The organism is Ensifer sp. Root954, from assembly GCF_001429005.1.
Lineage (GTDB): Bacteria > Pseudomonadota > Alphaproteobacteria > Rhizobiales > Rhizobiaceae > Ensifer > Ensifer adhaerens.
Map to the genome: position 1 here is coordinate 615,028 of NZ_LMJM01000052.1, position 12,372 is coordinate 627,399.

Annotated in this window: 13 protein-coding genes; 7 read left to right on the plus strand and 6 right to left on the minus strand. The window is 64.3% G+C overall.

Going from position 1 to position 12,372, the window contains the following annotated elements; translation table 11 throughout:
• Positions 1-28: 28 nt before the first annotated feature.
• Positions 29-1,159: a molecular chaperone DnaJ gene (gene dnaJ / locus ASE71_RS33565; RefSeq protein WP_034804924.1), complete on the plus strand. Its 1,131-nt coding sequence runs from the start codon at positions 29-31 to the stop codon at positions 1,157-1,159.
• 63 nt (positions 1,160-1,222) lie between these two features.
• Here the strand turns inward: dnaJ and ASE71_RS33570 are convergent, their stop codons facing one another.
• The 3 genes from ASE71_RS33570 to ASE71_RS33580 all read right to left on the minus strand — a co-directional run bounded on the left by ASE71_RS33570 (position 1,223) and on the right by ASE71_RS33580 (position 3,710).
• Complete coding sequence (locus tag ASE71_RS33570; RefSeq protein ID WP_113544674.1) at positions 1,223-2,116, minus strand: DUF2182 domain-containing protein; 894 nt, start codon at positions 2,114-2,116, stop codon at positions 1,223-1,225.
• A gap of 5 nt (positions 2,117-2,121) precedes the next feature.
• Positions 2,122-2,757, minus strand: coding sequence for a DUF1326 domain-containing protein (locus tag ASE71_RS33575; protein WP_060519446.1), 636 nt, complete (start codon positions 2,755-2,757; stop codon positions 2,122-2,124).
• 203 nt (positions 2,758-2,960) lie between these two features.
• Positions 2,961-3,710, minus strand: a complete 750-nt coding sequence (locus tag ASE71_RS33580; protein WP_034805296.1) for an SDR family oxidoreductase — start codon at positions 3,708-3,710, stop codon at positions 2,961-2,963.
• Between the two features lie 133 nt (positions 3,711-3,843).
• Here ASE71_RS33580 and ASE71_RS33585 point away from each other — a divergent pair, with 133 nt between their 5' ends.
• Both ASE71_RS33585 and ASE71_RS33590 read left to right on the plus strand, forming a co-directional pair.
• Positions 3,844-4,743, plus strand: coding sequence for a LysR family transcriptional regulator (locus tag ASE71_RS33585; RefSeq protein WP_034804929.1), 900 nt, complete (start codon positions 3,844-3,846; stop codon positions 4,741-4,743).
• Positions 4,744-4,883: 140 nt separating this feature from the next.
• Positions 4,884-6,272 (plus strand): serine hydrolase, encoded by a 1,389-nt coding sequence (locus ASE71_RS33590; protein WP_060519444.1) that lies wholly within the window; start codon positions 4,884-4,886, stop codon positions 6,270-6,272.
• Between the two features lie 49 nt (positions 6,273-6,321).
• Here the strand turns inward: ASE71_RS33590 and ASE71_RS33595 are convergent, their stop codons facing one another.
• Positions 6,322-7,326 carry an inorganic phosphate transporter gene (locus tag ASE71_RS33595; protein ID WP_034804933.1) on the minus strand — a complete coding sequence of 335 codons (1,005 nt, stop codon included), beginning with the start codon at positions 7,324-7,326 and terminating at the stop codon, positions 6,322-6,324.
• Entirely contained in the window at positions 7,326-7,970 is a 645-nt protein-coding gene (locus ASE71_RS33600; protein ID WP_043622835.1) for a DUF47 domain-containing protein, read from the minus strand. The genes ASE71_RS33595 and ASE71_RS33600 overlap by 1 nt, the downstream gene beginning before the upstream one ends.
• A 203-nt stretch (positions 7,971-8,173) precedes the next feature.
• Here ASE71_RS33600 and recF point away from each other — a divergent pair, with 203 nt between their 5' ends.
• Genes recF through ASE71_RS33615 form a run of 3 tightly spaced genes read left to right on the plus strand, consistent with a single transcriptional unit; the run spans position 8,174 to position 10,565 of the window.
• The gene (recF, locus tag ASE71_RS33605) at positions 8,174-9,298 is read left to right on the plus strand and encodes a DNA replication/repair protein RecF (protein WP_060519442.1); all 1,125 of its coding nucleotides are present in this window, start codon (positions 8,174-8,176) and stop codon (positions 9,296-9,298) included.
• Positions 9,299-9,325: 27 nt separating this feature from the next.
• Positions 9,326-10,087, plus strand: a complete 762-nt coding sequence (locus ASE71_RS33610) for a molybdopterin-synthase adenylyltransferase MoeB (RefSeq protein WP_034804936.1) — start codon at positions 9,326-9,328, stop codon at positions 10,085-10,087.
• Between the two features lie 7 nt (positions 10,088-10,094).
• Positions 10,095-10,565: a GNAT family N-acetyltransferase gene (locus tag ASE71_RS33615; protein WP_412523713.1), complete on the plus strand. Its 471-nt coding sequence runs from the start codon at positions 10,095-10,097 to the stop codon at positions 10,563-10,565.
• Between the two features lie 48 nt (positions 10,566-10,613).
• Here ASE71_RS33615 and ASE71_RS33620 read toward each other — a convergent pair whose 3' ends face one another.
• On the minus strand, positions 10,614-11,618 hold the full coding sequence (locus ASE71_RS33620) for a 2-hydroxyacid dehydrogenase (protein WP_034804939.1): 1,005 nt from the start codon (positions 11,616-11,618) through the stop codon (positions 10,614-10,616).
• Positions 11,619-11,800: 182 nt separating this feature from the next.
• Here ASE71_RS33620 and ASE71_RS33625 point away from each other — a divergent pair, with 182 nt between their 5' ends.
• The gene (locus tag ASE71_RS33625; RefSeq protein WP_034804952.1) at positions 11,801-12,352 is read left to right on the plus strand and encodes an SH3 domain-containing protein; all 552 of its coding nucleotides are present in this window, start codon (positions 11,801-11,803) and stop codon (positions 12,350-12,352) included.
• The last annotated feature ends 20 nt before the right edge of the window (positions 12,353-12,372 follow it).

Consider the following 12,372-nt stretch of genomic DNA (forward strand, 5'->3'; position numbering starts at 1 on the left):
GGCTTGCCAACAGGATAATCTTCTACGAATGAAACGTGATCTCTACGAAACGCTTGGTGTTGCCAAGAACGCCGACGAAAAGGAGCTGAAGAGCGCCTTCCGCAAGCTCGCGATGAAGTATCATCCGGACAAGAACCCCGGCGACGCGGCAGCGGAGAAGACCTTCAAGGAAATCAACGAAGCCTACGAGATGCTCAAGGACCCGCAGAAGCGGGCGGCCTATGACCGCTACGGTCATGCGGCTTTCGAGCAGGGCGGCATGGGCAACGGCTTCGGCGGCGGTGGTGCCGGCGGTTTCTCCGACATCTTCGAAGACATCTTCGGCGAGATGATGGGCGGCGGGCGCCAGCGGCGCTCATCGGGCGGCCGCGAGCGCGGCGCCGATCTTCGCTACAACATGGAGATCTCGCTCGAGGAAGCCTTCGGCGGCAAAACGGCGCAGATCCGCGTTCCGACCTCGATTACCTGCGACGTCTGCACCGGCTCCGGCGCCAAGCCGGGCACCAGCCCCAAGACCTGCGGCACCTGCCACGGCTCCGGCCGCGTGCGCGCCGCTCAAGGCTTCTTCTCGATCGAACGCACCTGCCCCACTTGCGGCGGGCGCGGTCAGACGATCACCGACCCCTGCGGCAAGTGCCACGGCCAGGGCCGGGTCACCGAAGAGCGCACCCTCTCGGTCAACATTCCGGCCGGCATCGAGGACGGCACGCGCATCCGCCTTTCGGGCGAGGGCGAAGCCGGGCTTCGCGGCGGACCGTCGGGCGACCTCTACATCTTCCTTTCGGTCAGGCCGCATGAGTTCTACCAGCGCGACGGCGCCGATCTCTATTGCAGCGTGCCGATCTCGATGACGACGGCTGCTCTTGGCGGCAAGTTCGACGTGACGACACTCGACGGCACCAAGTCGCGCGTCACGGTTCCCGAGGGCACTCAGGCCGGCAAGCAGTTCCGCTTGAAGGGCAAGGGCATGCCGGTGCTGCGCTCGGCGCAATCGGGCGACCTCTACATCCAGATCCAGATCGAAACGCCGCAGAAGCTGACCAAGCGCCAGCGCGAACTGCTGCAGGAATTCGAGGAGATCTCCTCCAAGGACAACAATCCGGAATCGACCGGCTTCTTTGCCCGGATGAAGGATTTCTTCGATACGCTGAGCGACTAAGGCTTCAAGCCCGACGACTTCTGCAGTGCCGCGCGCCGGAAACGGTTGCGCGGCGCTTCTACTTCAGAGCAGGGCGATGAGCTGCCACAGCCCGGCTAAAACGAGCGCTACACCAGCGATGCGGGACAGGATCCTGCCGCCGGGCACGACCTTCTCCGCCAGAACGAAGATGGCGATCGCGGCGATCCACAGCACGTTCATCACACCGCCGACGAACAGCAGCGCCATCAGCGCCCAGCAGCAGCCGACGCAATAGAGCCCGTGCCGCACACCGAGGCCGAAGGCGCCGCCCGCTTCCCGACGAAAGCCGCCGTGGGACTGGATGAAAAGCAGCGGCGCCTGGCATTGGCCGAGACAGCGATCCTTGAGCGGCGTGAACTGGAACAGGCCGACAGCAATCAGCACGATGCCGCTGAGGACCGCACTGGCGCTTGCAAGCGCCGGAGTGAGCAACAGGGCGCGATCGAGCAGCCATTGCCCGAGAACGGCGACGAGCGCGAACAGGATCCAGGCCGACAGATAGCCGGCGGCAAAGAAACCGGTGGCGGCAAAGGGCTTGCCCTGTTGGGCGGCCTTGCGGCCGACACGGGCATAGAGCAGGATCATCGGCGTCGCCGACGGCACCATCATGCCGACCATCATTACGGCCCACATGACGAGGGCATAGGCGAAGGTCGTGGCTGACCAGGGAGCGGCAACCGCGCCCGCCATCGATGCCATGGCGCCCTGCTGTGCCCCCATGGTCATGGGCTCGTCCGCCGGCATGTCCATGGGCATATCCATGTCCATCCCGGAGCCCATATCCATGCTGGCTGAAGGAGCCGGGGGACCAGCCATGTCCATGGCCGACGCCAGCCACAGGATGTAGAGCCAGCTGATCGCCGTCAGGGTGACCAGCGCCGCCACGACGATGACGCGGTCACGTCTAAGCAGGGTTTCGAGCGCCGTGTCTCCCATCGGCGTCAGTGGATCACGCCGCTTTCGGTCAAATGCATCCGGGCGAAATGGGCATGCGAATCCGCAAGCGCCAAAGTCAGCGGCCCTTTCGTATCGGCCCATCCGCGCCCGACTTCGCAAATGTCGTATTCGAAGCCATGGGGGAGATTGATGCGCGCCTGATGGGCGGCGCCGGTCACGGGATTGAGGATCGGCTCGCCGCGTGCGGCGATCCAGCCCGGCACGTTCAGCCGCGCCGTTCGGGCGCCAACATCAACCTCGAAATCGATCTCGGCAAAGACCGGATCGTACATGGTTTCGAAGGTGGTTGCGAAGACCTGGAAGAAGGTCGCGCCGGGTTCCGTATCCTCGCCACTCATAATGCGCAGCAGCGCGCCGCGCTGTTCGTCCGATGCGCGGCTGTCGACGATCGGCACCACCTGCCCCCTGCCCTCATGGATCGCGCCCGGCCACGCGGCGATCAGGCCGCCGCGAAGCCCATCGAGCCGCGTGTCGCCGTGATAGCCTTCCTCGATCTCGAAGGCGCCGACAGCGCTGCAATGGCCTTGGGTCGGCAGAGCGTTGAACTGGCAGGGGCAGCCATAGGCGCAATTGCAATGAATGAACTCACGCCCCTTCATCATCCATCTGACACTCGTCATCGTCTCCTCCTGAGATCTGATCGGTGTTCGTCTCGCGGTTCCCCGCAAACGGATGCCTTTTATTAGAATGGAAAAATATACTCTTCTCCGCCGCCGATGCCAACGGCAGGCGATAGGCAGAGGCGGGAACACGACAGCGCCGCGGGTCGGTCGGACCCGCGGCGCTTGGGTGATCAGGTTTCGAGCTCTTTATCGGTGCCGTCCTAAAGCGTCGCCATGCCGCCATCGACGATCAGTTCGGCACCGACGGTAAAGGTGGCTTCGTCCGAAGCGAGGAAGACCACGGCCTTGGCGATCTCGCTCGCATCGCCGAAACGGCCAAGCGGGATCTGCGCGGCGATCGCATCGACCACTTGCTTGTTTTGTTCGGGCGTCGGGGCGTGGCCGTCATGGAGCGGCGTGCGGATTGGGCCGGGGCTGACGGCATTGACCCGGATGCCGCGGCCGATGAGTTCGCCGGAGAGCGTGCGGGCCAGCGACAGCAGGCCCGCCTTGGTCAACGCATAGACGCTGGAGGTCGGCATGCCGATATGGGCGTTGATCGAGGTGTTGAGCACGACCGAGGCGCGCTTGGAGAACACGGGCAGCAGTGCCTGGATCAGGAAGTACGGGCCCTTGACGTTGATGGCGATCGACCGGTCGAAGCTCGCCTCGTCCCACTCTTCGATCGGCTGCAGCTTGGCGATGCCGGCATTGATGAACAGGATGTCGAGCGTGCCGAAGGCGGCACGGATCTTTTCGGCAACGGCCGCCTGGCCGGCGACATTGCCGGCATCGGCCTCGATGATGAGCGCAGCCTCGCCAAGGACGGATCGGGCTTCGGCGATGTTCTTCGGATTGGTGCCGGTGACGGCAACGCGTGCGCCTTCGGCAATGAACTGGCGGGCGGTTTCGAGACCGATGCCGCTGGTGCCGCCGGTGATGAGTGCCGTCTTGTTCTCCAAACGTGACATGATGAAATCCTCTTGCTGGGTTGAGAAGGAGGCCGGTTCAATTGGCCGTCCTTCGATGCCCACAGATATGGCGGAAAACGGTCGTTCGGATTAGTCTCCCAATCGTGGAACTCGAATTCGGAAAAGCCGAACGATGATGAAGATCGAAGGAATAGCTGCCTTTGTCGCCGTGGCCGAAGCCGGCTCGATCAGCGAGGCGGCACGTCGCCTGCGGCTGTCGAAATCCGTCGTCAGCGAAAGAGTGGCAGAACTGGAGCGCGGGCTCAACGCCACGCTTCTCCACCGCACCACACGCAAGCTGACGCTCACCGAGGATGGCATCGCGTTTCGCGAGCGCGCCATCCGGATTGTCAGCGAAGTGCAGGCGGCCGCCAGCGATCTTGCCGAACGCCGCGGGCTGCTGACGGGACCGCTTCGGATCGCGGCCCCCGTCAGCTTCGGCCGAAGGCATCTCGGCCCGGCGCTCTATCCGTTCCTGGCCCAACACCCGGAGATCGAGCTGACGCTTGACCTCGACGACCGACGGGTCGATGCCGCCTCCGAAGGCTACGACGCGATCGTGCGCCATGGCGCGATCGCCGACTCGCGGCTGGTCGTGTGGAAACTTGCGAGAAGCCGGCGCCTGCTGGTCGCCGCGCCCGACTATCTCGACCGGCACGGCACGCCCGCGTCGCTCGCCGAACTCGAGGGCCATCGCGGCATCTTCTACACCAACCGGGGTGCTGCCGACTGGCGCTTCGAAGGACCTGGCGGTGCGACAGTCGTACGGGCGCGCCTGGCGCTTGGCATGAACAATGGCGACATGTTGCACGATGCCGCCGTCGCCGGGCTCGGCATCGCGCTGTTGCCCGCCTTCATCGCCGGTCCGGCCGTGCGCGAGGGGCAACTGAACGAGATCGACGTCGGGCTCAGCCCGGAGCCGGAGTTCATCTACATGGCGCATCCAGAGGGCCGGCGCGCCTCCACCAAGCTCAGAGCCATCGCCCAGCACCTGAAGGAAGCCTTCGGCGATCCGCCCTATTGGGATCCGTGACGGCTCCGCAATCCCGGCACAATCGTTGCGGGCGACGGTATCGCGCCGATCGCCGATCAAGTCTTGACCAAGGCTTGACCGAAACCGGCTGGCATCATCAGCGCATCCCCTGACAACCGAAAATTGGATTCCTATCTTTCATGCGGAACCGCTTTCTGAACTGGATCGTCCTCATGGCGCTTGGCACCAACGCTCACGCAAGTCCGCTTCCCGCTCCCACCGACGCAGAAATTCAGGAGATCCTGGCCGACCGGATCGACAAGCAGCAGCAGTCGATCGGCATCGTCGTCGGTATCATCGATGCCAATGGCCGGCGCATCATCGCGCACGGCCATCCGGCCAAAGGCGACCCGCGCCCCGTCGACGGGCAGACCGTGTTCGAGATCGGCTCGGTCACCAAGGTCTTTACCGCGCTGCTGCTGGCCGATGCGATGGAGAAAGGCGCACTCAGCCTTGGCACACCCGTCGCCACGCTTCTTCCCGAGAGCGTGATCATGCCCGAGGACAAGCAGACGCCGATCACGCTCGGCGACCTCGCAACGCACATGTCCGGCCTGCCGCGATTGCCCAGCAATCTGGTGCCGGCCGACATGAGCAATCCCTATGCCGGCTACGACGCGGCGAAGCTCTATGCTTTCCTCTCCAGTCACAAGCCGCAGCGCCGCCCCGGCGTCGAGCATGAATACTCCAATCTCGGCGCCGGGCTTCTCGGCCACGCGATCGCCTTGAAGGCCGGGGTCTCCTATGAAGACCTCGTCGTCAGCCGTATTGCCGTTCCCCTCGGCATGAAGGACACGGCGATCACGCAGCAGCCCGACTGGGCCGAACGCCGGGCAACGGGCCACGATGCGGCCATGGAGCCGGTGAGCGATTGGGATCTCGACGCGCTGCAGGGTGCAGGCGCCCTGCGCTCGACCGTGGACGATCTCCTGCTTTTCCTTGAGGCGGCCATGGGAAAGACGGCATCGCCGCTCGCTCCCGCCTTCAGCACGCTGCTGTCGATCCGACAACCGCTCGGCAACGGCGATGGCGACCAGCAGGCGCTCGGCTGGGTCGTCTCGGGCAAGGGCGACGAGCAGTTCATCTGGCACAATGGGGGAACCGGCGGCTATAGATCCTTCGTCGGCTACCGTCCGTCGACGGGTGTCGGCGTGGTCGCCCTGTCGAATGCGTCGACCGACGTCGGCGTCGACGACATCGGCCGCCATCTGCTCAATCGCAACGCGCCGCTTGCGCCGCCGATCGTCAAGCGCACTGCCATAGTGATCGACCCGGCGCGCTATGATGCCTATGTCGGCACCTACAGGCTGGCGCCCGACTTCGAACTCACGATCTTTCGGGATGGCGATAGTCTGTTTGCCCAGGCGACCGGGCAGGACCGGCTCGGAATCCTTCCGGAGGCCGAGCACCGCTTCTTTACGAAGCTCATCGATGCCCAGATCAGCTTCACGCTCAAAGGCGACCGTGCCGAAAGCCTGACCTTGCACCAGGGTGGGCAGAGCAGCCCTGCGCCTCGGGTCTCGAAATGACGGGCGCCTCCCGCCTGCTTATGAGGGCGGGAGACGATTTCCTGATCGATCAGAACAGCAGATCGATGGTGAAGTAGGCGAGCGCCGAAATCGCCGCTGCGGCGGGCATGGTGATGAACCAGGCAATGACGATATTGCCGGCAAGCCCCCAGCGCACGGCCGAAACGCGACGCGCAGCACCAACGCCGATGATCGCTCCGGTGATGGTGTGCGTCGTCGAGACCGGGATGCCGAGCCAGGTGGCGGCAAAGAGCGTGATCGCTCCGCCGGTCTCGGCGCAGAAGCCCTGCATCGGATTGAGCCTGGTAATCTTCGAGCCCATGGTGTGGACGATGCGCCAACCGCCGAACAGCGTGCCGAGCGCGATCGCCGCCTGGCAGGTGATCACCACCCAGAACGGCACATAGAACTCCGAGCCGAGATAGCCTTGCGAGTAGAGCAGCACCGCGATGATGCCCATGGTCTTCTGCGCGTCGTTGCCGCCATGGCCGAGCGAATAGAGCGAGGCCGAGACGAACTGCATGACGCGGAAGGTGCGGTCGACGGCAAAGGGCGTCTGGCGCACGAAGATCCACGAAACGATCAGCACCAGCATGAGCGCCAGGAAAAAGCCGATCGCCGGCGACATGAAGATGGCGCCCACGGTCTTCAAAAGGCCGGTCCAGACGATCGAACTGAAACCGGTGCTCGCAAGACCGGCGCCGACGAGGCCGCCGATCAGCGCGTGCGACGAACTCGACGGGATGCCGAAGAGCCAGGTGACGATGTTCCAGACGATCGCGCCGATCAGCGCCGAGAAAATCACCAGCGGCGTGACGATGCCGGGATCGATGATGCCCTTGCCCAGCGTCTCGGCCACGTGCAGGCCGAAGAACAGGAAGGCGATGAAGTTGAAGAAGGCCGCCCACATGACGGCATATTGCGGCCGGAGCACCCGTGTCGAGACGATCGTCGCGATCGAGTTGGCGGCGTCGTGCAGACCGTTCAGGAAGTCGAAGAACAGCGCGATGCCGATCAGCCCGACGAGCAACGGAAAGGCGAGCGTCGCATCCATCAGACGTTCTCGATCACGATGCCGCTGATTTCATTGGCGACGTCCTCGAAGCGGTCGACGACCTTTTCGAGCTCGCCATAGATCTCGCTGCCGATGATGTAGGCCATCGGATTGCTGGCGCCGTGGCGGCGGAACAGGTCCTTGAGGCCCTGTTCGTGCAGTTCGTCGGAACGGCCCTCGATGCGGGTGACCTCTTCGGCGATCGCGATCAGGCGGTCGTGATTGGCGCCGATCCTATCGAGCAGCGGAATGGCCTCGGCGATCAGGTGCGCGGCCTTGACGACCGTGGTGCCCATTTCGCGCATGCCGGGATCGAAGCTCTTCTGTTCGTAAAGGCGGATCGTCTTGACGGTCTTGTGCATCATGTCGATGGCATCATCCATCGACTGGATCAGATCCTTGATGTCGCCGCGGTCGAAGGGCGTGATAAAGGACCGGCGCACGGCCAGCAGCACCTCGGCGGTGATGTGGTCCGCCTCATCCTCGAGCGCGACGATCCGGTCGCAGTGTTTTTCCAGATCGTCGCCGCCAGCGAGAACCTTGTCGAGCGCATCGGCAGCACCGACGACGGTGCGCGAATGTTTTGCGAAGAGGTCGAAGAAGCGATCCTCGCGGGGAAGAAGTTTGCGGAACCAGGCCAGCATCACACGTATATCCATCTGTGGATTGTCATGCGGCTGTCATATTTCACTAGGTCCTTTATGAAAAGCACCGAATCAAAGGGGTTTGTCGCCTTTCCCCTGTCGATATCGGCCTATCTTGCACGATATGGCGACGCGTCCCATTTCGCCTTGCCTTGGCAGGCGCTTTCGTCCTAGCTGCGCCCAACGTCGAATCCGGACTGCCGATGCCAAACAAGGTCTTTCTCAACCGCCTGAAGCTTACGGAGTTCCGCAACTATGCGGCCCTCTCGCTTGAGCTCGATCAGCGCCATGTGGTGCTGACGGGGGAGAACGGCGCCGGCAAGACCAACCTCATGGAAGCGGTCTCTTTCCTTTCGCCCGGCCGCGGCCTCAGGCGCGCAGCCTATGCGGACGTGACCCGGGTCGGTGCCGGCGACGGGTTCTCGGTCTTTGCGGAAGTCGAGGGCATGGAGGGAACCGTCGAGATCGGCACCGGGACTGCCGGCGTCACGGAAGGGCAATCCCGGCGGCTGCGGCTGAATGGAACACCGGCAGCGACCGTCGACGAACTGACCGATCACCTGCGCGTCCTCTGGCTGACGCCATCGATGGATGGGCTCTTTACCGGGCCTTCGGCCGACCGGCGGCGTTTCCTCGATCGTCTTGTACTGTCGCTCGATCCGGAGCACGGCCGTCGCGCCAGCGAATTCGACCGGGCGATGCGCAGCCGCAACCGGCTGCTCGGTGAATTCCGCCCGGACCCTTCCTGGCTGACGGCGATCGAAAAGGAAATGGCTGGTCTCGGCGTCTCCATGGCGCTGGCGCGGCAGGAAATGCTCGGTCTGTTGACGGCGCTGGTCGAGCGCACTGTCGATGAAAACGTCTTTCCCTCGGCACGCCTGGCATTGTCGGGCTTTCTCGACGACGAGGGCCATCGTCCGGCCTTTGATCTGGAAGAACAATATCTGACGATGCTGCGTGATGGGCGTCCGCGCGACGCCGCGGCGGGGCGCACGCTCGACGGGCCGCACCGGAGCGACCTGCTCGTGCGTCACCGCGAGAAGGACATGGAGGCTGCACGCTGCTCGACCGGGGAGCAGAAGGCGCTGCTCGTCGGCCTGGTGCTGGCGCATGCGCGCCTCGTCGGCGACATGACCGGCCACGCGCCGATCCTGCTGCTCGACGAGATCGCCGCCCATCTCGACGTCAACCGGCGCGCCGCTCTGTTCGATCTCGTCGACGGCCTTGGCGGCCAGGCCTTCATGACCGGGACGGACCAAGCGATGTTCGAGGCGCTGGGCGAACGCGGCCGCTTTCTGACGGTTTCGCACGGCAGTGTTACGGGATAAGCAGAGGTCACCGAGGAGGATTTTGCCATGACCGGTGAGAACAAGCTCGACCAATCGGAGATCACCCGCTACGCCCGCCATATCGTGCTGCCGGAGATCGGGGGTGCCGGGCAACAAAGGCTGAAGGCGGCCCGTGTTCTGGTGATCGGGGCCGGCGGGCTCGGCGCTCCAGTGCTCGTCTATCTTGCCGCCGCCGGCATCGGCCGGATCGGCATCGTCGACGACGATGCGGTCGCGCTTTCCAACCTGCAGCGGCAGATCATCCACCGCACGGAAGACATCGACCGCGCCAAGGTCGAGCGGGCCGCCGAGGCGATCACCGCCCTCAACCCGCACGTCGGCGTCGACGAACACAGGCTCAGGCTCAACCCCGACAATGCCGAGGCGCTTTTCCGCCAATATGACCTGGTGATCGACGGCTCGGACAATTTCGATACGCGCTATCTCGCCGCCGATACGGCGGCAGCGGTCGGCATTCCGCTGGTGACCGGCGCCGTCGGCCGCTTCGACGGATCGCTGACGGTGCTGATGCCCTACAGCGCCGGCGCCGATGGACGGCCGAACCCCTCCTATCGCGATCTCTTTCCCGAGCCGCCGCCGGCCGGTGTCGTGCCCTCCTGCGCGGAGGCCGGCATCGTCGGCGCGCTGACTGGCGTCATCGGCACCTTGCAGGCGATGGAGGCAATCAAGGTGATCGCCGGCTTCGGCGAGCCGCTGGTCGGACGGCTGCTGATGTATGACGCGCTGACGGCACAGTTCAACACCATCCGCTATCGCCGCAGAGCATAGGCCGACCATGGTGCAGATCTTTCACATCGACGAAGCATTCGACCGCTACGAGGAACTGCTGGCGCTGATCCTTGGCGCCTTCTCCTACATGGACGGGCGGATCGACCCGCCGTCGTCGGCGCATGCATTGAACATCGAGTTGCTCCGGCAGAAGATCGTTGACGAGATCGCCTTCGGCGTCCGCGACGGCGAAAGGCTCGTCGGCTGCATCTTCTGCAAACCGGAGGACGATTGCCTCTATATCGGCAAGCTTGCCGTCGCGCCTGAGACGCAAGGAAAGGGTATCGGTCGGCTGCTGCTCGCCGAAGCGGAGGCGACGGCGCGTGCGCTGAAGCTGCCGGCGCTGAGGCTTCTCACCCGCATCGAACTCATCGACAATCACCGCGCCTTTGCCGCCTGGGGTTTCGTCCAGAGCGGCACGATGTGCCATCCCGGTTTTACCCGGCCGACGGCGATCGAGATGCGCAAGACACTTTAGCTTCCGGGCTTGAGCGAACCGGATGGACGGCCGCACGGCGTTTCGCGTTCAGTCGCGGCCGGGAAGCACGCGGTCCGGTGGTCGGTGGCCATCGAAGAAGGTGCGGATGTTGATCACCACCTTCTCGCCCATGTCGATGCGGCCCTCAAGCGTCGCCGAGCTCATATGCGGCAGAAGCACGACCTTGCCCTCACCGGCAAGCTTGATCAGCTTCGGATTGACGGCCGGTTCGTTCTCGAAGACGTCGAGGCCGGCGCCAGCGATCTTGCCTTCGCGCAGCGACTTGATCAGCGCCGTCTCGTCGATGATGCCGCCGCGGGCGGTGTTGACGATGTAGCTGTCCGGTCGCATCAGCGCCAATCGCCGTGCCGAGAGCAGGTGGTAGGTCGCCGGCGTCGACGGGCAGTTGACCGAGACGATATCGACGCGGGCAAGCATCTGGTCGAGGCTGTCCCAATAGGTCGCCTCCAGCATCTCTTCGGTTTCCGCCTTCACCCGGTGGCGGTTGTGGTAGTGGATCGAAAGGCCGAAGGCCTTGGCGCGGCGGGCGACAGCGGTGCCGATCCGGCCCATGCCGACGATGCCGATGCGCTTGCCGGCAATGCGCCGGCCGAGCATCCAGGTCGGCGACCAGCCAGCCCATTCGCCTTTGCGATCGGTCAGGATCTGCGCACCTTCGGCAAGCCGGCGCGGCACGGCGAGGATCAGCGCCATCGCCATGTCCGCGGTGTCTTCGGTCAACACGTTCGGCGTGTTGGTCACGGTGATACCCTTGCGGGCCGCAGCATCGACATCGATGTTGTCGACGCCGTTGGAAAAGCTTGCGATCAGCTTCAGCTGCGGGCCGGCCTGCTCGATCAGCGCCGCATCGATGCGATCGGTCACCGTCGGCACCAGCACGTCGGCGCGTTTCACCGCGGCAACGAGTTCCGGCTGGCTGCGCGGCGTGTCGTCGATGTTCAGCTCCGCATCGAAGAGCTCGCGCATGCGCGTCTCGACGATGTCAGGCAATTTGCGGGTGATGTAGACCGTGGGCTTCTTCTTGCTTGTCATTGCTGCGACGGGCCTTGTTGACGGGTCCTTAACCAAGTTGGGCGATACTTTCTCCCTGTAGCCGCAATTTCTACCAGACCCCACCGGGAAGACAAACAAAACTCGCGTCGTCGTCCCCGCGATTTCCGCCCGACCCACGGGCCTCAAGTGAACTGCGCCTGCAAAAGCTAGTGCCACGGAAAATGGGCTTCGTCATGCGTCACGTCATTTCCAGATTCTCGCTCTCGTTGATCGCCGCCTGCCTTGGCGCCGCGATCATGACGTCAGCGGCTTACGCTCAGGCCGCCAAGGGCGCCAGCGGGCTGCCGCTGCCGCGCTTCGTCAGCCTGAAGTCCAAGAGCGTCAATCTGCGGATCGGCCCGAGCGTCGATTACGCGGTCGCCTTCCGCTACATGAAGCCGGGCGTGCCGGTCGAGATCATTCAGGAATACGACAACTGGCGCCGCATCCGCGACGCCGACGGCACCGAAGGCTGGGTGAACCAGGCGCTGCTTTCCGGCGACCGCACAGCCGTTGCAGCCCCCTGGATGCGCGGCAAGGGCGAAGGCGTCTTCGTCAACATGCGCCGCGACGCGCAGGGCAATTCCCCGATCGTCGCCCGCATGGAGCCCGGTGTCATCGTGAAAGTCGGCGAGTGCAATGGCGACTGGTGCCATGCCGAAGCGCAAGGCGTCGAAGGCTGGATCGCCCAAGGCGAAATCTGGGGCGCCTATCCGGGCGAGGCCTTCAAGTAAGGCCGCGCCCGTCTTTAACC